This window comes from Methylobacterium sp. UNCCL125 (genome assembly GCF_900116795.1).
Taxonomy (GTDB): domain Bacteria; phylum Pseudomonadota; class Alphaproteobacteria; order Rhizobiales; family Beijerinckiaceae; genus Methylobacterium; species Methylobacterium fujisawaense.
Genome location: NZ_FPBW01000013.1, coordinates 150,901 through 170,269, shown reverse-complemented (window position 1 = coordinate 170,269; position 19,369 = coordinate 150,901). Strand labels below are relative to the sequence as shown.

16 protein-coding genes and 1 other RNA gene are annotated in these 19,369 nt (G+C 70.7%); 14 read left to right on the top strand and 3 right to left on the bottom strand.

Annotation, left to right across the window (positions count from 1 at the left end):
* Positions 1–9 precede the first annotated feature (9 nt).
* From rfbC to rfbA, 4 genes are all read left to right on the top strand, one after another.
* Complete coding sequence (rfbC, locus tag BM396_RS15310; protein WP_043345777.1) at positions 10–561, top strand: dTDP-4-dehydrorhamnose 3,5-epimerase; 552 nt, start codon at positions 10–12, stop codon at positions 559–561.
* A gap of 91 nt (positions 562–652) precedes the next feature.
* Positions 653–1,702, top strand: coding sequence for a dTDP-glucose 4,6-dehydratase (rfbB, locus tag BM396_RS15305; protein WP_043384284.1), 1,050 nt, complete (start codon positions 653–655; stop codon positions 1,700–1,702).
* Positions 1,702–2,607, top strand: coding sequence for a dTDP-4-dehydrorhamnose reductase (rfbD, locus tag BM396_RS15300; protein WP_043384281.1), 906 nt, complete (start codon positions 1,702–1,704; stop codon positions 2,605–2,607). Before rfbB ends, rfbD begins: the two co-directional genes overlap by 1 nt.
* Positions 2,604–3,503, top strand: coding sequence for a glucose-1-phosphate thymidylyltransferase RfbA (gene rfbA / locus BM396_RS15295; RefSeq protein ID WP_043384277.1), 900 nt, complete (start codon positions 2,604–2,606; stop codon positions 3,501–3,503). The genes rfbD and rfbA overlap by 4 nt, the downstream gene beginning before the upstream one ends.
* 28 nt (positions 3,504–3,531) lie before the next feature.
* Here the strand turns inward: rfbA and BM396_RS15290 are convergent, their stop codons facing one another.
* Positions 3,532–3,798, bottom strand: coding sequence for a hypothetical protein (locus tag BM396_RS15290; RefSeq protein ID WP_051044598.1), 267 nt, complete (start codon positions 3,796–3,798; stop codon positions 3,532–3,534).
* A gap of 169 nt (positions 3,799–3,967) precedes the next feature.
* Between BM396_RS15290 and BM396_RS15285 the strand changes: the two genes are divergently transcribed.
* The 5 genes from BM396_RS15285 to BM396_RS15265 all read left to right on the top strand — a co-directional run bounded on the left by BM396_RS15285 (position 3,968) and on the right by BM396_RS15265 (position 9,086).
* Complete coding sequence (locus tag BM396_RS15285) at positions 3,968–5,065, top strand: OpgC family protein (RefSeq protein ID WP_043350697.1); 1,098 nt, start codon at positions 3,968–3,970, stop codon at positions 5,063–5,065.
* Entirely contained in the window at positions 5,026–5,958 is a 933-nt protein-coding gene (locus BM396_RS15280) for an SGNH/GDSL hydrolase family protein (protein WP_051976117.1), read from the top strand. Before BM396_RS15285 ends, BM396_RS15280 begins: the two co-directional genes overlap by 40 nt.
* 56 nt (positions 5,959–6,014) lie before the next feature.
* Positions 6,015–7,355, top strand: coding sequence for a lipopolysaccharide biosynthesis protein (locus tag BM396_RS15275; RefSeq protein ID WP_043384274.1), 1,341 nt, complete (start codon positions 6,015–6,017; stop codon positions 7,353–7,355).
* Complete coding sequence (locus BM396_RS15270; RefSeq protein ID WP_043384272.1) at positions 7,352–8,491, top strand: GNAT family N-acetyltransferase; 1,140 nt, start codon at positions 7,352–7,354, stop codon at positions 8,489–8,491. The genes BM396_RS15275 and BM396_RS15270 overlap by 4 nt, the downstream gene beginning before the upstream one ends.
* Positions 8,492–8,831: 340 nt before the next feature.
* Positions 8,832–9,086, top strand: a complete 255-nt coding sequence (locus BM396_RS15265; protein WP_043350706.1) for a hypothetical protein — start codon at positions 8,832–8,834, stop codon at positions 9,084–9,086.
* Positions 9,087–9,096: 10 nt separating this feature from the next.
* On the opposite strand, the gene BM396_RS15260 is transcribed toward BM396_RS15265, so the two are convergent.
* Together BM396_RS15260 and pepN are read right to left on the bottom strand one after the other, a co-directional pair.
* Positions 9,097–11,466: a PAS domain-containing sensor histidine kinase gene (locus tag BM396_RS15260; protein ID WP_043384266.1), complete on the bottom strand. Its 2,370-nt coding sequence runs from the start codon at positions 11,464–11,466 to the stop codon at positions 9,097–9,099.
* Positions 11,467–11,653: 187 nt separating this feature from the next.
* Entirely contained in the window at positions 11,654–14,275 is a 2,622-nt protein-coding gene (gene pepN / locus BM396_RS15255; protein ID WP_043384263.1) for an aminopeptidase N, read from the bottom strand.
* 399 nt (positions 14,276–14,674) lie between these two features.
* Here pepN and BM396_RS15250 point away from each other — a divergent pair, with 399 nt between their 5' ends.
* The 5 genes from BM396_RS15250 (at position 14,675) to BM396_RS15230 (ending at position 19,365) form a co-directional block, all read left to right on the top strand.
* Complete coding sequence (locus tag BM396_RS15250; RefSeq protein WP_043350719.1) at positions 14,675–15,115, top strand: VOC family protein; 441 nt, start codon at positions 14,675–14,677, stop codon at positions 15,113–15,115.
* A 53-nt stretch (positions 15,116–15,168) separates the two neighbouring features.
* An RNA gene (rnpB, locus tag BM396_RS15245) (RNase P RNA component class A) lies at positions 15,169–15,567 on the top strand.
* Positions 15,568–16,066: 499 nt separating this feature from the next.
* Positions 16,067–17,059, top strand: a complete 993-nt coding sequence (rsmH, locus tag BM396_RS15240; RefSeq protein WP_043384260.1) for a 16S rRNA (cytosine(1402)-N(4))-methyltransferase RsmH — start codon at positions 16,067–16,069, stop codon at positions 17,057–17,059.
* The gene (locus BM396_RS15235; protein ID WP_043384256.1) at positions 17,056–17,469 is read left to right on the top strand and encodes a cell division protein FtsL; all 414 of its coding nucleotides are present in this window, start codon (positions 17,056–17,058) and stop codon (positions 17,467–17,469) included. Before rsmH ends, BM396_RS15235 begins: the two co-directional genes overlap by 4 nt.
* Before the next feature lie 6 nt (positions 17,470–17,475).
* Positions 17,476–19,365 carry a peptidoglycan D,D-transpeptidase FtsI family protein gene (locus BM396_RS15230; protein WP_043384253.1) on the top strand — a complete coding sequence of 630 codons (1,890 nt, stop codon included), beginning with the start codon at positions 17,476–17,478 and terminating at the stop codon, positions 19,363–19,365.
* The last annotated feature ends 4 nt before the right edge of the window (positions 19,366–19,369 follow it).

Below are 19,369 nucleotides of genomic sequence, written 5' to 3'. Positions count from 1 at the left end.
GGCGCTGGCATGGACGTCATCGAGACCGAGATCCCGGACGTGAAGCGCATCGCGGTGAAGCGCTTCGGCGATACGCGGGGCTGGTTCTCCGAGACGTTCCGGGCCGACGCCCTGGCGCGGGTCGGCATCACAACGCCGTTCGTACAGGACAACCAGTCCTTCTCGGCGCCGCAGGGCACGATCCGCGGGCTACACTTCCAGATCGCGCCCAGGGCCCAGGCCAAGCTGATCCGCGTGCTCCAGGGCGCGATCCTCGACGTCGCGGTCGACATCCGCAGCGGGTCGCCGACCTACGGAAAATACGTCGCCGTCACCCTCGACGCCGAGACGGGCGATCAGCTCTACATCCCGCACGGCTTCGCCCACGGCTTCTGCACCCTGACCCCCGACGTCATGGTCGCCTACAAGGTCGACGAATACTACAGCCCCGAGCACGACCGGGCGCTCGCCTGGAACGATCCCGAAGTCGGGATCCCGTGGCCGGTCTCGGGCGAGGCGGCGATCCTGTCCGACAAGGATCGCCGCGCCCCGCGCCTCGCCGATCTCGGCCAAGTCTTCTGAGCCGCGCGGCCCGGCCGCAATTTCGTCACGCCGGCCAGTCTTACGCTGCCCGGCTATTCCGTTTCTGACCTATCCGAAGAGGTGACACGCCATGCGCATCCTGGTGACCGGAGGCTGCGGCTTCATCGGCTCGGCGCTGGTGCTGCACCTCGTCAACGATCTCGGCCACGACGTCTGCACCCTCGACGCGATGACCTATGCGGCCAACCCGGTCTCGCTGACGCCGCTCGCCGACAACCCGCGCCATCGCCTGGTCGAGGCCGACATCTGCGACCGCGCCGCCGTGCAGAAGGCCTTCGCCGACTTCAAGCCGCAGGCGGTGATGCATCTGGCCGCCGAGAGCCACGTCGACCGCTCGATCACCGATCCGGGCGCCTTCGTGCGCACCAACGTCATCGGCACGCAGACCATGCTGGATGGGGCGCGGGGCTATTACGAAGCCCTGCCGGAGGCGGACAAAAAGAGCTTCCGGTTCCTCCACGTCTCCACCGACGAGGTCTACGGCTCGCTGCCGCCGGACGCGTTCTTCACCGAGGAGAGCCGCTACGATCCGCGCTCGCCCTACTCGGCCTCGAAGGCGGCCTCCGACCACCTCGCCCGCGCCTGGCACGAGACCTACGGCCTGCCGGTGCTGGTGACCAACTGCTCGAACAATTACGGGCCGCGGCACTTCCCCGAGAAGCTGATCCCGCTGATGATCCTGAAAGCCCTGGAGGGGAAGAAGCTGCCGGTCTACGGCGACGGCCTGAACGAGCGCGACTGGATCCACGTGGAGGATCACGCCAAGGGCCTCGTCGCCGTGCTGGAGCGCGGCCGGATCGGCGAGACCTACCTGCTCGGCGGCCGGGCGGTGCGCAACAACCTCGCGGTGGTGAAGGCGCTGTGCGCGGCCTTCGACCGGCTGCGTCCGCAGAACGCCCCGCACGAGCAGCTGATCAGCTTCGTGGCCGACCGCCCGGGCCATGACCGGCGCTACGCCATCGACTGCACCAAGGCCGAGGCCGAACTCGGCTGGCGCCCGCAGAAGACCTTCGAGCAGGCGCTGGAGGAGACCGTCGCTTGGTACCTCGCCAACGAGGGCTGGTGGCGCCCGATCCGTGAGGGCCGGTACAAGGGCGAGCGCCTGGGACTGAACGGCTGATGGACATCCTCGTCCTCGGCGGCGCGGGCCAGGTCGGCACCGAGCTGCAGGCCCTGTCCTGGCCGGACGGCGTCCGCGTGCACGCACCGGGCCGTACGGATCTCGACATCACCGACGCGGACGCCGTCGCGGCGGCGCTCGCCGCGCGCGACTACCGGGCGGTGATCAACACCGCCGCCTACACGGCCGTCGACAGGGCCGAGTCCGATGTGGTCGCGGCGTGGCGCCTCAACGCGCTCGCGCCGGCGATCCTGGCGGCCGCCACGGCGTCGCAATCCATCCCGCTGGTCCACGTCTCGACCGACTACGTCTTCGCCGGCACGAAGCCCCACGGGGCCTACGCGCCCGACGCACCGATCGACCCGCAGAGCGTCTACGGCGCCAGCAAGGCCGCCGGCGAGCTGGCGGTGCGCACCGGCAATCCGCGCCACGCCGTCGTCCGCACCGCCTGGGTGGTGAGCCCGCACAGGGGCAACTTCGTCAAGACGATGCTGCGGCTCGCGGCCGAGCGCGATGCCCTGACCGTCGTCGACGACCAGCACGGCTGCCCGACCTCGGCCGCCGACCTCGCCGCCGCCCTCGCGACGATCGCGCAGCGCATGGCCGGGGATGCGGACGCTCCCACCGGCACGTTTCACTGCGTGAACGCCGGCGACACCACATGGTGCGGCTTCGCCGAGGCGATCGTGGCGGGCTCGGCCCGCCGCGGCGGCCGCTCGGTGCCGGTCAAGGGCATCCCGACTTCCGCCTATCCGACACCGGCCCGGAGGCCGGCCAATTCGCGCCTGTCCACCGACAGCCTCACGGCCGCTTACGGCATCGCGCCGCGGGCCTGGCAGGCGGCGCTCGACGATATACTGGACCGGCTCGTCGGGCCGGTTTCAGAGGGAGTTTCCAAGCCATGAAGGGCATCGTTCTGGCCGGCGGATCCGGCACGCGCCTGCACCCGGCCACGCTGTCGATCAACAAGCAGCTCCTGCCGGTCTACGACAAGCCGATGATCTACTACCCGGTCTCGGTGCTGATGCTGGCCGGCATCCGCGAGATCCTGATCATCTCGTCGCCGGAGCACCTCGACAATTACAAGCGCCTGTTCGGCACCGGCGAGCAGTTCGGGCTGAAATTCTCCTACGCGCTGCAGCCGCGGCCGGAAGGCCTCGCCCAGGCCTTCGTGATCGGGCGCGACTTCGTGGGCGACGACGACGTGGCGCTGATCCTCGGCGACAACCTGTTCTTCGGCGCCGGCATGGGCGAACTCCTGGATCGCGCCGCCGCGCGCAAGCAGGGCGCGACCGTCTTCGCCTACCACGTCGACAACCCGCAGGCTTACGGCGTGGTCAACCTCGACAAGGCGGGCCGACCGACCAAGATCGTCGAGAAGCCGCAGAACCCGGAATCCACCTGGGCGGTGACCGGCCTGTACTTCTACGACAATCAGGTGCTCGACATCGCCGCCGACGTGAAGCCCTCGGCCCGCGGCGAGCTGGAGATCACCAGCGTCAACGAGGCCTACCTGCAACGCGGGCAACTGCACGTGGAGCGCATGTCGCGCGGCTATGCGTGGCTCGACACCGGGACCCACGACAGCCTGCTGGAGGCGAGCGAGTTCGTCCGCACCCTGCAGCACCGCCAGGGCCTGCAGGTCGCCTGCCTGGAGGAGATCGCCTACCTCCAGCACTTCATCTCCCGCGACCAGCTCGTGGCCCGGGGCGAGATGTTTGCCAAGACCGCCTACGGCCAGAACCTGCTGCGCCTCGCCCGCGAGAGCGAGGACGACCTGCGGCTGCGTCGCGGCAAGTAGCCGGCGTGCCCTCGGTCGGATGCGCCTCCTATTTCGGAGCGCATCCGATGCAGATGCCCCGCATGATCCGATCGTTCTGCGCCTCGTTCGGCGTGAGCGTGCGCCGGTCGTCGGGCGTCGCCGCGCCGGCCCCCCGGCTCGGCGGCATCACACGGCCGAGGGAGGAGGTGTTCGGCGCGGTCGCCGTCGAGGCGGGACCGCCGCCGGTGCCGGTCTGAGCCTGCGCCGCCGCGGCGCTGGCCGCCAGGATTGGCAGGAAGATCGCGAGGCCGAGGGTGGTGAGCGGTCGGGTCATCTGTCTGGAACTCCGTGCCGGGCCATAACGCGGGTGTGACCATCCGGTTCGACCCCACGGGCCGATCCCTACCTTTGTTCGCCTTTGCAGAACCGATGCGGCGCCGTATCAGGAGCCGCGTTCCCGCAGCCGACATTCTGAAGCGTCGAAACCCGGAGCCGCCGCGACGATGCGGGACCCCAACGCGATCGACTTCTGGCGCGGCTTCGCCCTGATCACGATCTTCATCAACCACATCCCCGGCAACACCTTCGAGCGCTACACCTTCTCGCAATACGGCATCTCGGACGCGGCCGAGCTGTTCGTGTTCCTCGCGGGCTGGTCGATCGGCATCGCCACACGGGGTCGCGACGGCAACCCCGAGCCGCCCGGACGGAGCGTGGTGCGGCTGCTGGCCCGCACCGTCGAGGTCTACCGGGCGCAGCTCACCGTCATGCTGCTGGCGCTGGCGATCATCGCGGGCGCGGCGCTGCTGCTCGACAACCCGCTCATCCTCGAATGGCACAATGCCGGCGGCTTCTTTGCGGACCCGATCCAATCGGTCTGCGGCATGGCGCTGCTGACCTACCAGCTCGGCTACTTCAACATCCTTCCGCTCTACGTGCTGCTGATCGGTATCGCGCCCGTCTTCGTGCTCGTCGGGCGCGTCAGCCTGCTCGCGGCCCTGGCGCTCTCCGTGGGCGTGTATCTCGCCAGCCTCATCTTCGGCTGGAACCTTCCATCCTGGCCGGGGGAAGGGGACTGGTTCTTCGATCCGTTCTGCTGGCAGCTTCTGCTCGTACTCGGCTTCGTGCTTCAGGGCTGGAACCTGCGCTCTGATATCCTGCGCCGCTGGGCGAGACGCCTGTTTCCGATGGGCGTCGTCATCGTTCTCCTCGGGATCCTGCTCGCGGTGACGGAGATCCGCCCTGATCCGATGCTCGTTCCGGAGCCGCGCCTGCTCTTCACGTTCGAGAAGACCTACCTCACACCGGCCCGGCTGCTTCATTTCTTGGGGGTATTGTTAGCGTTTGCGCCCCTTTACAGGGTACTCGCCCCCCGAATCGGTCGCATTGTCGGTTATCTAACTCAGATGGGCCGGAACTCGCTGGCTGTCTTCTCGATGGGTTCGATCCTGAGCCTGATCGGGCAGCTCGTGCGTTTCCAGACTGGCGGCGGCGTGCCGATCGATATGCTGGTCGCCGGCTCGGGCCTCGTCGGGCTGGGGTTTACGGCATGGTTCGTCGAATGGCGCAGCCGCAGCAGATCGTCGCGACCGCGGACATGATGCGGGCGGGGTATCCTGTACGCCCATCCCGGGCCGTCCGGACCGGTGCCGCCGGCGGGCTCGCCCCGGCGCTGGCCACCTGGATCCTGACGGCCAGCCTGTGGGGCATTCCGGGCGGATCGGCCGCGGCGGAGCAGCCCACCATTCCAGCCCCGGGCGATCCAACCCTCTCCTTGGAGTGCCGGGTTCCCGGCGCACAATTGTACACCGTGGCCCAGCTCGGCGCCGTCAAGGCGGCGCTGGCGGAGAATCGCCCGCTCAAGATCCTGGCGATCGGCGGCAGCGCGGCGCCCGGGGCGTCCGCCTCCTATCCGGCCAAGCTCGAAGCCGCCCTGGAGCACGCTCTGCCGAAGGTCGACGTGACGATCGACCATCGCGGCCTTCCGGGCGAGATCGCCTCCGGGGCCGCCGAGCGCCTGCGGACCATGGTGGCCGAGGCCGAGCCCGACCTCGTGGTCTGGCAGGTCGGCACACACGATGCCATCGCCCGCGTCGACGTCGACGCCTTCGCGAGCGCGCTGGCCGAGGCCGTCGGCTGGATCCGCTCTCACGAAATCGACGTGGTGCTGGTCGACCCGATCTATACCGCCAGCATGGCCGCCGACGTCGACTACAACCGGATCGTCGAGGCGGTCCGCACCGTCGCGACCCAGCAGGGCGTGCCGCTCGTGCGACGCTACGAGGCGCTGCATTACCTGTCGAGCCGCACGGATAAGGGCGAGGGGCACATGCTCGGCCGCCAGTTCCGGCTCAACGATCTCGGGTTGCGGTGCATGGCCGAGCATGTCGCCCTGACGATCGCAACCTCCCTGATGCGGACCGAGACGCCGAAGGAACCCAAGGCGGCCCCGGCCCAGCCGCCCTTAACCGAGCCGCAACGCGCCCCGGGCTAGACCGGACGGCCAGAGATCGGCCTCCCGCCGAGTTCAGGACGGGCGCGGAGCGCGTAGTGTCAGCCACGGCTCTCCCTCTCCGCGCGTTCCGGCACCTCCGGGCTCTGAAGACCGGTCCCCAGCGGGCGGCCCTCGCGGTCTTCGCGATCCGCGTGGGGGCAGCCGGCTTCGCCTACGGCGCGCAGGTGCTCGCGGCCCGGATGATGGGCTGGGACGCCTACGGGATCTTCGCCTCGGTCTGGGTCTGGACCGCGATGCTCGGCCATACCCTGACCCTTGGCCTGTCGCAGGGCGCCTGCCGCTTCGTGCCGGGCGATCAGGCGCAGGGCGATCTCGACCTCGCGCGGGGCTATATCCGGGCCGGCGCCCTGGTGACCGGCGGTGCGGCCCTCGCCATCGCGGGGCTCGGTGCGGCCCTGCTGATGCTCGAACCGGACCTGTTCGCCCCGGCCTACTGGGCCCCGATCGCGGTCGCGCTCGGCGTGATGCCGCTCTTCGCGCTCCAGGATTACCTCGAGGGCGTGGCCCGCAGCCAGAACTGGGTCGGGCTCGCCATCGCGCCGCCCTACCTCCTGCGCCAGACCCTGATGATGGGCTGCATGATCGCGGCGATCCTGCTCGGCGCGCCGCCCCGCGCCGAGGTGGCGATGGCCTGCATGCTGATCGCCGCCGCCGGCGCCACGGGCCTGCAGGCTGCCCTGCTCGCCGCGCGGCTTCGGCGGAGTCTGCCGGCCGGGCCGCACCGCTACCGGTGGCGGGCTTGGCTGGGGACGAGCCTGCCGATCGCCGCCATCGACCTCGCCAATGCCGGCTTCACCTTCGTCGACGTCATCGTGCTCGGTGCCCTGGTGAGCCCGGCGGAGGTCGGGGTCTACTTCGCGGCGACGCGGATCCAGCAATTCGTCGTGTTCGTCCACTACGCCGTCAGCGCGGCGACGCTCCAGCGCTACAGCGCCGCCCAGGCACAGGCCAACCGCTTCCTGCTCGCCGAGCTGGTCCGCCGCCAGGGCCGCATGACGGCAGCCGCGACGCTCGTGGTCGGCGGCGCGATCCTGGCCGTCAGCCCCCTGCTGCTCGCCATGTTCGGCCCGGGACTCGGCGCCAGCGTGCCGATCCTGTGCATCCTGATCGCCGGCAGCGTCGGAGCGAGCCTGTTCGGGCCGGGAGAGGACCTCCTCACCATGCTGGGCGGCGAGCGGCTCTGTGCCGGCATCACCGTGGGGAGCCTCGTCGCCGCCGCAGGTCTGTGCCTCGCCCTGGTTCCGGCCTTCGGGACGCTCGGCGCCGCCATGGCGGTGGCGCTCGCGACCATGGGCCGGGCCGCCCTTCTGGCCCGGGCCGCCGGGCGGATCCACGGGCTGGCGACCCCGGTCTGGGCCACCGGGATGGCCCGATGACCGCGGCGAACCCCCTCCGCGCGCCCTCCGACGTCGCGTTCGCGCTGACCGACGCACCGGATCCCGTCGCCTGGGATGCGCTGGTCGCAGCGAGCACCGCCCCGCATCCGCATTTCGCGCGGCACGTGATCGATGCCCATCGGGCCGCAGGACTCCTGTCGGCCGCTCTGCGCTATGTCACGGTCCGCCAGGGAGACCGGCTCGTGGCGCTGCTGCCGTATGCGCCGACCCGCGACCTGTGCGGTCTCGGCAGCCGGATCCTGCGGCCGTTCCTCTCCCCCTACGTGACCGCCACCGCGCCGCTGATCGCCGACGGCCCGGACCGGACGGCCCATGCGCGGGCGCTGGTGGCCGGGCTCGAGGCGGCTTCCGGTGGCCGGGCGTGGCGCTGGCCTCTGCTGCCGACCGGAGAAGGCGCCGTGCCGGACATGCTGGCGGAAATGCGCCGGCGCGGCTGGGCGATCGGCACGGTGGCGGCCTTCGACCGGCCGGTCATGGACCGGCGCGCCGACCAAGCGGCGTTCCTCGCCGATCATCCCAACCGGGCGCGCTTCAAGGATCTGCGTCGCCGGGCGCGCCGTCTGGCAGAGACCGGCGCCGTCGCCCATGTGAGCGCCGCGAGCGGACCGGACCTCGCCCACCTCGTTGCGGCATTTCTCGACCTGGAGCGCGTCGGCTGGAAGGGAAAGGCCGGCACCGCCATGGCCTGCCGCCCGGAGAGCGCCGCGCTCGCCCGCGCCCTGTTCACGGCGACCCCGGGCCCGGTCGGCGTCCGGGCCGATGCGCTGACCCTCGACGGGCGGCCGATTGCCGTCAGCCTGGCCCTGGTCACCGGCGGCACCGCGACCCTGCTGAAGACCGCCTACGACGAAGGCCTGCGCAGCCACGCCCCGGGCCTCCTGCTGGAAGCCGAGATCATGCGGGCCTGCCACGAGACCGGCTTCGCCGAACGCCTCGACTCGGCGACGTTGGACGGTTCGGCTCTGGAAAGCCTCTACCGCGACCGGACCCCGATCGCCGAGGTCATCGCCGTTCCGCCCGGTCGGCAGGTGATCTCCCTAGAGCGGCGCGTCCGGCTCGCCCGATTCGAGCGCGACGCGCGCGCCGCCGCCAAGCGGGCGCTGCGGCGGCGCTAGATCGGCGCGGCGCAGGTCGCACCCACGGGCGCCCTGGGGAGATTTGCGAGCGCGATCTCCGGTCATCCGCCCCGGGAAGGCCGGTGACGGCGCCCGTGCTCCGCGCGCAGGCCGGCCCGGCGGCGTGTCCGAGCCAGGGCGCCAGGGCGAACTGCGCGTTGCCCGCGACCGCATCGGTCGTATTCTCCATTTCCGGTCCGCCGCACGGATCACCTGCCGGGCGACCACCGGACCGGCCCTGGGGTTTGGCGCCGGGTGGCCATGCCGCGGGAGGACCGGCAGCCGGGCCGCTCGGAACCGCAGCCCGGTCGCGCCGGGCGATCAGCGCGGAGGAGGCATCATGGACGACTGGAAAGCGGGGCTCCGGGCGGAACTGAGGGCGATCGACATCGCCACCGGCGACGCGGCTTCGGCGCAACTGCCGGACCTGCTGCGACGCCTGAGCCGACATCAAGCCGGGCTAGGTCGCAACCCTGTCCTGTCCCTCTATCGCCAATGGCGCATCCGGAGCCTGGCGCGGGCCGTGGCGGACGCGCGCTGGCACGTGGAACAGGGGCGCCGCGCGCGCCTCGGCGGTCTCGATTCGCGGTCGTGAGAGGGTGCGGTCAGGCCGCGGCAGATCGGCCGGCCGCGCCGCGACCCGACCGCGGCGTCTCACTCAGGGTCTTCAACCCGGGGCCGGCCGCCGCGAGGGGGACCGGCGGATCCAAACGGTCGGCCGGCACGGCCGGCAGGCGCACGAGGACGATCGTGCCCACCGTTTCCTCCGAGCGGATCCGGAGCGAGCCGCCATGCAGCTCGACCATCGAGCGGGTGATGGCGAGGCCCAAACCCGATCCCTTGTGGCTGCGGGTCATCTGCGTCTCGACCTGGGTGAAGGGCCGGCCGAGCCGGTCGAGATCGGAGCGCGGAATGCCGATGCCGTTGTCCTCGATGTACAGATGCGTGCACGCCCCGGCACGGCGCGCGCGCACCGCGACGCGCCCGCCGGCCGGCGTGAACTTCACGGCGTTCTGCAGGAGGTTGGCGAGGATCTGCCGGATCGCCTGCGGATCGGCCAGCAGGTCCAGCCCGGACGTCACGTCGACGCTGACGGTGATCGCCTTCTCGCGGGCGGCCGGCTCGACCGGGGCGAGCGCAGCCGTGATGGCGGCCTCCGCCGAGATCGCCTTCGGGATCAGCCGCACCCGCCGGGCCTCGAGGCGGGCCATGTCGAGGATGTCGTCGATCATGGACAGCAGATGCGAGCCGCTCTCGCGGATGTCGCGGCAATATTCGGTGTAGCGCGGGGTGCCGAGCGGGCCGAGCACGGCATTCTCCATCACGTCGGCAAAGCCGATGATGGCGTTGAGCGGCGTGCGCAGTTCGTGGCTCATATTGGCCAGGAATTCGGCCTTGGCCTGGTTCGCGGCCTCGGCGACTGCCTTCTGGTCGAGATAGCGCTCGGCGAGGTCGGCGAGCTGCTGGGTCTGAAGCTCGAGGGTCCGGCGGGACCGTTTGAGGTCCTTCACGGTCTCGATCAGTTCGCGCTCGGACGCGAGGAGCTGCTCCTGATTGCGCTTCAGGCTGGTGATATCGGTCCCAACCGAGACGTAGCCCCCATCCTTGGTGCGCCGTTCGCTGATCTGCAGCCAGCGGCCATCGGTGAGTTCGGCCTCGAAGGTCCGGGCCGCCATGCTGGTCAACGCCATGCCCGCCTCGGGTGATTCCCGACGGACCTGAGGCAGCACGCCGCGACCCATCACGTCCGTGTAGCTTCGCCCGGCCTGCGCATCCTCCGGGCTCAAGGCGTGGAGGTGGCGGAACTTGGAATTGCACAGGACCAGCCGATTGCCGGTATCCCAGAGCACGAACGCCTCCGAGATCGCCTCGACGGCGTCGCGCAGGCGCATGTCGGCCGCCGCGTTGGTCTCTTCGAGGGCCCGCTGTTCGCTGATGTCGGTGGCGATGCCGACGAGGTGGCGGCCACCATCGGCGGCGTCGGCCACGACCTCGGCCCGGGCACGCAGCCAGACATAGGCCCCGTCGGCGCCGCGCATCCGGAAGGCGTGGTCGATATGCGTCTGATTGGCGGCGAGCCCCCGGGCGAGGCTGTACAGGTCGCCATCATCGGGATGGACCAAGCCGTTGACGTCGCCGAACGAGAGATACTCGTTTTGTCGCCGGTAGCCGAGCAGCGTGTACATCGAGTCGGACCAGTAGATCCGGCCCCGGGCGATGTCCCAGTCCCACAGCCCACAGGCACCCCGGCGCAGGGCGGTCTCGAGGCGACCGCGGATCTGCTCGCGGGCGCGGTCGGCCCGGGCCGCCTGACGGGTCTGCAGCCCGTAGGCCAGTCCGACGCCGACGATCACGAGGGCGGCGGCGGCGATCAGGACGATCTGGTCGCGGGTGCGGGCGCTCCAGCCACGCAGCAGCGGCTCGATGGGCTGCAGCACCGCCACCTGGCCCGCGCCGCCCGGGAGGCTGTGCATGGCAGCGAGCACGCTCTCGCCCCCGGGGAGTTCGAGGGCCATGGCGCCTGCGCGCTCGCCGAGGCCGGAGAGCGGCTCGCTGTCGCCGAGGACGGCGGCGAGCGTCGTCCGGTCGGCGGGCAGCGGCGGATGGGCGGCGAGAATGCGGGTGTCGGGGCGGACCACCAGCAGGCGGCGGCCGGGATGCCGTTCGCTCTCCGGCATCAGCGCCCGCAGGTCCTCCGCGACGGTACCGGTTGGGTCCACCGCCCGGGCGGCCAGACGGGCGAAGCCTTCGACCTCGGCCCGGGCACCCGCCAGGATCTCGGCCCGCTGGCCCTGGATGTGAAGCGCCGCGAGCCCGACGAGGCAGGCCAGGAACACCGCCAGCGTCCCCGGCACGGCGTAGCGCAGCCAGCGTTCGGCTTGGCCGAGCCGCGGATCCCGGGTCCGCATCGGCCAGGAGATCGTGAGATTCGAATCCGCACGCGCGGAGAAGGAAGCGGAAGCCGCCTCCGGCATGGCCGAACCTCACCCGTGGGAACAGCGATCCGGTACGGGCGCCCGGCCCCCGAAGGCCCCCCGAATCTGAGTGAATACAATCACCTCGGGGGGCCGTTTGTCCACGGGTTTTTTACCATAACGACTTGACGCCCGTCGGGTGTTGCGCGGCCGCCCGGGAATCAATTTCTACCGCAGGTTCAGACGCTTAGCCGTCTCCAAGGGTGCGGGCGAGGATGTCGGCCGTGTCCCGGGAAAGGCCGGGGATCGCCTTGATCCCATTCAGCATTTCGACCGCTTTGGCGCCGCGTGATTTTTCCAGCCGACGCCATGATTTGAAGGCCGTGAGGAGCCGCGCGGCAACCTGTGGGTTGGTCGAATCAAGCGCCGCGACCGTGTCGGCCACGCGGGCGAAGCCCGACCCGTCCGGCCGGGCGAACTGGGTCGGGTTGCCGAACGCGAAGCTTCCGATCAGCGCCCGGACGCGGTTCGGATTGGTCATGGTGAAGGCGGGGTGCTCCTGGAGACGGGCGATCCGGTCGAGCGTGCCGGGTTCCGGGATCTGGGCCTGGATGGCAAACCACTTGTCGAGCACGAGGGGTTCGTCGGCGTAGCGCGTTGCGAACTCCGCGAGGGCAACCTCGCGGGTCTCGCCCGGAATCAGCGCCAGGGTGCCGAGGGCGGCGAGCCGGTCGGTCATGTTGGTCGCCTCGGCCAGGCGCTCGGCGGCGCGGGCCGCGCCGGTCCGGGGATCCCCGGCGGCGATCAGGTCGAGGGCGGCGTTGCGGAGCGACCGGCGCCCCGCCGAGGCGGCGTCGGGGCTGTAAGGGACACCCGCGTCCGGCACGAGCGCCGCGTCGATCGCTTCGAGCCGCGGCCGCAGGACCTGGCCGAGACGGGTCCGCAGATCGGAACGCCCCCGGTGGATGGCGTCGGGATCGACCTCGGCCGGGACGGCGTCGGCGGCCTCGCCTTCGCTCGGCAGCGCCAGGACCAGCGCCGCGAAGGCCGGGTCGGCCAGGGCCTCGCCGTCGAGGAAGCGGCCGAGCGCCGCCGCGAAGGCCTCGGTCCGGTCGGCGTCCGGGTCGAGGATCAGCCGCAGCGCCACGTCCTGCGCGGCCTGCCAGCGATTGAAGGGGTCGCTGTCCTGTGCCAGGAGCCGCATCCGCTGCGCATCCGTCAGGCCGAGATCGAGCTTCACCGGCGCGGAGAAGTCGCGCAGGAGCGACGGGACCGGCTCCTCGGCGACGGCGTCGAACACGATCGCGGCCTCCGGGCGGTCGAGCACATAGACGCCATCCCGCACATCCGGGCAGTTGGCGCCGGTCAGTGGCCCCGTGGCCCCCACCAGGCCGAGGGCCACGGGAATGACCAGGGGTGTCTCGTCGGAGTCTGCGGTGCCGGGCAGGCTCTGAGCGAAATGGAGGGTGTAACGCGCGGCGGCCGGATCGTAGGCGGCCGTGACGGCGAGGCGGGGCGTACCGGGGCGCTCGTACCAGCGGGCGAACGCATCGAGGTCGTGCCCCGTCACGGCCGCGAAGGCCGCGAGGAAATCCTCCACGGTGGCGGCGCGCCCGTCGTTGTCGGCGAAGTAGCGGTCCATGCCGGCCCGGAAGGCCTCGGGACCGATCAGGGTCCGCAGCATCCGGACGATCTCGGCGCCCTTGTCGTAGACGGTCGCCGTGTAGAAGTTGTTGATCTCGGCATAGGCCCGCGGCCGCACCGGATGCCGCAGCGGCCCGGCATCCTCGGGGAACTGACGCGCCCGCAGCGAGCGCACCTCGGCGATGCGATGCACCGGCCTGGAGCGCATGTCGGAGGAGAATTCCTGGTCGCGGAAGACCGTGAGACCCTCCTTCAGGCAGAGCTGGAACCAGTCCCGGCAGGTGACGCGGTTGCCGGACCAGTTGTGGAAGTACTCGTGGGCAATGATCGCCTCGATGGCGGCGTAATCGCCGTCGGTGGCGGTCTCGGGGCTGGCCAGCACGTACTTGTCGTTGAAGATGTTGAGGCCCTTGTTCTCCATGGCGCCCATGTTGAAGTCGGACACCGCGACGACGTTGAACACGTCGAGGTCGTAGGCGCGGCCGAAGGCCGTCTCGTCCCAGGCCATGGAGCGGATGACGGCGTCCAGGGCGTAGCCCGCCCGGTCCTCCTTGCCGGGCTCGACGTAGACCGCGCAGCTGACGGTGCGGCCCTCCATCGTGGTGAAGGGGGTCTCGACCTTCCCGAGCCGGCCGCCCACGAGGGCGAACAGGTAGGCGGGCTTGGGGTGCGGATCGTGCCAGAGGGCGTAGTGGCGGCCGGGCCCGGCATCGCCGGCCTCGACGGGATTGCCGTTGCCGAGCAGGACGGGCGCCTCGGTCCGGTCGGCCTCGATGCGCGTGGTGTAGACCGCCAGCACGTCGGGACGATCGAGGAAGTAGGTGATCCGCCGGAAGCCGTCCGCCTCGCACTGGGTGCAGTAGACCCCGTTCGAGCGGTAGAGCCCCATCAGCTTGGTGTTGGCGGTCGGATCCACCTCCGTGACGAGGCGCAGCGCGAAGGGCCGCGGAGGCGGATCGCGGAGGATGAAGCCGGACGGCGTCGCCGCGTAGGCGTCGGGCGCCAGCGGCGCCCCGTCGAGTTCGGCCGAGACCAGCCGGAGATCGTCGCCGTCGAGGGTGAGCGGAGCCGCCGGCACACAGGCCGGGTTCGGCCGCAGCGTCAAGGTCGCGTCGATGCGGGTCGCGTGCGGGTCGAGACGGATGTCGAGGTCGACCCGATCGATCAGGTAGTCGCTGGGCCGGTATTCCTCGAGGCGGATCAGCGGCGGCGTCTCGGTGCGCATTCGGCTCACTCCGGGTGCGGGATGGGCCCGTTCTGGTCCCTCGGCGCGCGCGGCGCAACGATCGGAGCCGCCGAAACGGCCCCGGAGAGACAGCGCGCCGTCGGGACAGCCTTCGCGCGTCAAACCGATCCGATCACCGCGCCGCATCGCCCGGCGCTGGCGGCCGGCCGCGGCAACGGACGCGTCCGCGGTCGTCTTTTTGCGGTAGCCTCCCTCGCGCCGGACGCCGGATCGTCACGGGACGCAGGAGCGCCAGGGTCGATTTATGGCCCGTCCGGCGCGCGCGGCCTTCTCACCGCCGGGCCGGCCGCTAGCTAGCGGTGGCGATCAGCCGGAGGCGGGACGCGCGTCCCGAACAGGACGCACGATCCACCTCCGACCAGCCACAGGATAGGTCCGATGGAATACCTGCACACCATGGTCCGGGTCGCCGACCTCGACCGGGCCCTCGCCTTCTACGTCGACACGTTCGGCCTGAAGGAGGTCCGCCGCGTCGAGAACGAGAAGGGGCGCTTCACCCTCGTGTTCCTGGCCGCCCCCGGCGACGTCGAGCGGGCCACGGCCACACGATCCCCGCTCATCGAGCTGACCTACAATTGGGATCCGGAAACCTACTCGGGCGGGCGCAACTTCGGCCATCTCGCCTATCAGGTAGACGACATCTACGCCTTCTGCGCGCGGCTGCAGGAGAAGGGCGTGACCATCAACCGCCCGCCGCGCGACGGCTACATGGCCTTCGTGAAGTCGCCGGACGGCATCTCCATCGAGATCCTCCAGAAGGGCGGCGCCAAAGCGCCGCAGGAGCCGTGGACGTCCATGGAGAACACCGGCACCTGGTAGCGCGGGTCGACTCCCTTGACCCGGACGGCCCCGCGGGCGCATCTGCCCGCGGATCAGCCGGCCGGGCGGCCGCTCCGGACGCGCGAGCGTCCGGGGAGGAAAGTCCGGGCTCCATGGAGAGACGGTGCCGGATAACATCCGGCGGGGGCGACCCCAGGGACAGTGCCACAGAAAGCAGACCGCCCCGGATCCGTCCGGGGTCAGGGTGAAAGGGTGCGGTAAGAGCGCACCGCGGACGCGGCAACGCGGACGGCACGGCAAACCCCACCGGGAGCAAGACCGAATAGGGGCGGCGCGCCCTTCGCGAGAAGGGCAGGCCGGCTCTCCAGGCCAGTCGCCCGGGTTGGTTGCTCGAGGCGGTCGGCAACGACCGTCCCAGAGGAATGGCCGCCACGTCGGCGCGCGCGAGCGCTCCGGCCCTACAGAACCCGGCTTATAGGCCGGCTGATCCACATCCCGATAAGCCCTGCGTCCTCAACGCCTTATCGGCCCGGCGCCGCGCCCGCGCCGCAGCACGCCGCGCCGAAGATTCCGGTGCGGAAAAAACCTTCGGTTAACCTTGCCGGGTTCAGATCGTTCGGCGCGGCAGCGCCAAGCTTGTGCGTTGACGATCCTCCGAGGCCCATGATACCCGGCATCCTCCCGTCAACGGCGTGTATCGGATCGCCGGGCGCAACCTGCCTTCCTGCAGGTCCCGTCCGTGCGCGGCGTTTTGCGCGCTCCGCATCCGGTGCCGTTCCCGTCACGCGCGCCGCGCTCGCGCGGCCCGGCACAGGGCACCATGAGACGCACGAGCCGCTTCCGCGTCCGGATCTCCGGACCGCGCCGATCCTCCGCCGGTTCTCGCAACCCGCGTCGCGCCCCGTCGGCGAGGCGCCCGTGAGCCGGCGCCGTCCTTCTCCCGAGAGCTCGCCCCGCCACAGCGGCGCCGTCGCGCCGTCGGAACCGCACGTGCCGGTCCTCCTCGATGAAGTCGTCGAGGCGCTCGGCACCGCGGGCGGGATCGCGGTCGACGGCACGTTCGGTGCCGGCGGCTATACCCGCGCCCTCCTGGCGGCGGATCCGGACCTGCAGGTCGTCGCGATCGATCGGGACCCCACGGCGATCGCAGCCGGGCAGGCGCTCGTCGCGGAATCCGGGGGGCGCCTGCGCCTCCTGCCCGGCCGCTTCGGCGCGCTCGACACCCTCCTGGCGGAGACGGGTCTCGCGCAGGTCGACCGGGTGGTCCTCGATATCGGCGTCTCCTCGATGCAGCTCGACGTGCCGGAACGGGGCTTCTCGTTCCGGAGCGACGGGCCCCTCGACATGCGCATGGGCTGCGACGGGCCGAGCGCCGCGGACCTCGTGAACGAGGCCGACGAGACCGTGCTCGCCGACATCCTCTATCTTTACGGCGAGGAGCGTCGCTCGCGCGCGGTGGCACGGACCATCTTCGAGGCGCGCCGCCGCGGCCGGATCGAGACCACGGCGCAGCTCGCGGAGCTGGTCGCCAGCGTCGTGCGCGTCGAGCCCGGCAGCCACATTCACCCGGCGACGCGGACGTTCCAGGGCCTGCGCATCGCCGTGAACGACGAACTCGGCGAATTGGTGCGGGCGCTGCACGCCGCCGAGCGCGTGCTCAGGCCGGGCGGCCGGCTCGCCGTCGTGACGTTCCATTCGCTCGAGGACCGGATCGTCAAGCAGTTCTTCGCCGCGCGGAGCGGCCGCTCCGCGCAGGGCTCTCGCCATCTCCCGGGAGCCCCGGTCGAGACCGTCCGCAGCTTCCGTCTCGTCACCAAGGGCCCGGTCCTGCCGGGCGAGGCCGAGACCGCCCGCAACCCGCGCGCCCGGTCCGCCAAGCTGCGGGCTGCGGAGCGTACCGAATCCGACATTCCCGAACCGCTGGCGGCCCTGACCGCCCTGGCGAGCCTGCCGGATGCGGCCCGCGGAGGCCATCGCCGATGATCCGCCTGCTGAACCTGCTGGCGGTGGCCGGCCTCGTCGCCTCGGCGATCTACGCCTACTCGATCAAGTACGACACGCTCTACCAGGGCGGTCAGGTCTCCAAGCTCCAGACGGCCCTGCACAAGGAACGGCAGGCGATCGCCGTGCTGCGTGCCGAGTGGCAGCTTCTGACCCGGCCCGACCGCCTCCAGGCGGCCGTCGACAAACATCTGGCTCTGGAGCCGATCGGCACCAGCCACTTGGCGCGCCTCTCGGACCTGCCCGCCCGACAGGAGCGCGGAGACGAGATCGGCCGCCTGCTCGCCGCCACGGCGACCCCCAAAGACAAGGGCACGATCGAGCCGCGAACGACCGGCGCGATCACCCGCACCGTCACCACGACCCGCACCCCGCCGACGGCTTCGAGGTAATCCCCCGTGTCCGATGACGCCGCCCAGACCCTAGAGCCGACGGTCGAGCCCGCCGTGTCGGACCACGAGGCCGCGCTTCTCGAGGCTGCCGCGCTGGCGCATGCCGCGGGCGCGCCGCGCCCTGTCGAGGAGGAGGCGCGCGAGCCGGTGCCGCCGTCGGAGCGCGCAAAGCTGCTCCTGCGGAGCATGTTCCGGCTGGCCATCGAGCGCTCGCACATGCGCGTCGCCCTGGTCGGCCTGGTCTTCGTGGGCGTGTTCGGGACGATCTCCGCCAAGCTCCTGATGATGGCGATCTTCGGGGATCCGCCCAGCCAGGAGCACCGGGTCGCGGCCGCATCCTCGACCGCCTTCCGGCCCGACATCATCGACCGGAACGGCGAGATCCTGGCCACCGACATCCGCACGGTCTCGGTCTTCGCCGAACCCGGGAACATCTACGACAAGGACGAGGCGGTGGAACTCCTCACCGCGGTCCTGCCGGAACTCAACGCCTCCGAGCTGCGCGCCAAGCTCACCCAGCGCAAGGACAAGAAGGGCGCCGGCTTCGTCTGGGTGAAGCGCGAGCTGACCCCGAAGCAGCAGGCCGAGGTCCACCGGCTCGGCATCCCGGGCATCGGCTTCCTGCCCGACCACAAGCGCGTCTACCCGAACGGCGTCGCGGCCGCCCACATCCTGGGCGCGACGAACCTCGACGGCATCGGCATCGCCGGCATGGAGAAGTACATCGACTCCACCGGCCTGCAGGCCCTCAACAGCTTCGGGCTGATCAACAAGCAGGCCGACCTGAAGCCGGTGCAGCTGTCGATCGACCTGCGCGCGCAGTTCGCCGTCCGCGACGAGCTGGCCTGGGGCATCGACCACTTCAAGGCCAAGGCCGGCGCCTCCATGATCCTCGACGTGAAGACCGGCGAGGTCATCGCGCTCGTGTCCATGCCCGATTTCGACCCGAACGATCCCAAGGATGCGCTCTCGCCGGATCGCATCAACCGCATGAATGTCGGCGTCTACGAGATGGGCTCGACCTTCAAGGCGATGACGCTCGCCATGGCGCTCGATTCCGGAAAGTACAACGTCAACTCGACCTTCGACACCCGGGGCGGCGTGCTGAACTGGGGCCGCCAGAAGATCCACGAGTACCACGGCACCAACCGCGTCATCACCATGCCGGAGGTGTTCACCCACTCCTCCAACATCGGCTCCGCCAAGATGGCGCTCGGCGTCGGCGTGCCCGGTCACAAGGCCTTCCTGAAGAAGATGGGCCTGCTCGACCGGCTGCGGACCGAGCTGCCCGAGAGCGCGGCGCCGATCGTTCCGTCCCGCTGGACCGAGATCAACACCATCACCATCGCGTTCGGCCACGGCATCGCGGTGGCGCCGATCCAGGCGGCGGCAGCGGTGGCGGCCATCGCCAACGGCGGCGACCTGATCACCCCGACCTTCCTCAAGGCGAACCCCGACGACAAGGCGCGATCCACCCACGTCCTGTCGGGCCAGACCTCCGAGGCGATGCGCTACATCATGCGGCTCAACGCCTCCGAGGGCTCGGCCAAGAAGGCCGCGGTCCCGTACTACTTCGTCGGCGGCAAGACCGGCACGGCCGAGAAGGTGATCGGCGGACGCTACATTCACAACCGCCTGTTCACGACCTTCATGGCGGCGGCGCCGATGAACGACCCGAAGTACCTGTTCGTCACGATCATGGACGAGCCGCAGGGCCTGCCGGAATCCGGCGGCTATGCCACCGCGGCCTGGAATTCCGGCGTGGTCACCGGCAAGGTGATCGAGCGCGTGGCGCCGATCCTCGGCCTGCCGCCGCAATTCGAGCCGCCGGTGAGGCCGTTCCCGCAGATGGTCAAGCTCAACGCCTACCACGTCAACCAGCTCGGCGGCCCATGAGGGT

Excerpts from the sequence above, each read along its gene's own strand:
- BM396_RS15290 (WP_051044598.1), bottom strand. The coding sequence starts at position 3,798 with ATGACCCGACCGCTCACCACCCTCGGCCTCGCGATCTTCCTGCCAATC.
- rfbA (WP_043384277.1), top strand. The coding sequence starts at position 2,604 with ATGAAGGGCATCGTTCTGGCCGGCGGATCCGGCACGCGCCTGCACCCG.
- BM396_RS15280 (WP_051976117.1), top strand. The coding sequence starts at position 5,026 with ATGGCGCAGCCGCAGCAGATCGTCGCGACCGCGGACATGATGCGGGCG.
- BM396_RS15235 (WP_043384256.1), top strand. The coding sequence starts at position 17,056 with ATGATCCGCCTGCTGAACCTGCTGGCGGTGGCCGGCCTCGTCGCCTCG.
- BM396_RS15250 (WP_043350719.1), top strand. The coding sequence starts at position 14,675 with ATGGAATACCTGCACACCATGGTCCGGGTCGCCGACCTCGACCGGGCC.
- BM396_RS15285 (WP_043350697.1), top strand. The coding sequence starts at position 3,968 with ATGCGGGACCCCAACGCGATCGACTTCTGGCGCGGCTTCGCCCTGATC.
- rfbD (WP_043384281.1), top strand. The coding sequence starts at position 1,702 with ATGGACATCCTCGTCCTCGGCGGCGCGGGCCAGGTCGGCACCGAGCTG.
- BM396_RS15270 (WP_043384272.1), top strand. The coding sequence starts at position 7,352 with ATGACCGCGGCGAACCCCCTCCGCGCGCCCTCCGACGTCGCGTTCGCG.
- BM396_RS15265 (WP_043350706.1), top strand. The coding sequence starts at position 8,832 with ATGGACGACTGGAAAGCGGGGCTCCGGGCGGAACTGAGGGCGATCGAC.
- rfbB (WP_043384284.1), top strand. The coding sequence starts at position 653 with ATGCGCATCCTGGTGACCGGAGGCTGCGGCTTCATCGGCTCGGCGCTG.
- pepN (WP_043384263.1), bottom strand. The coding sequence starts at position 14,275 with ATGCGCACCGAGACGCCGCCGCTGATCCGCCTCGAGGAATACCGGCCC.
- rfbC (WP_043345777.1), top strand. The coding sequence starts at position 10 with ATGGACGTCATCGAGACCGAGATCCCGGACGTGAAGCGCATCGCGGTG.
- BM396_RS15260 (WP_043384266.1), bottom strand. The coding sequence starts at position 11,466 with ATGCCGGAGGCGGCTTCCGCTTCCTTCTCCGCGCGTGCGGATTCGAAT.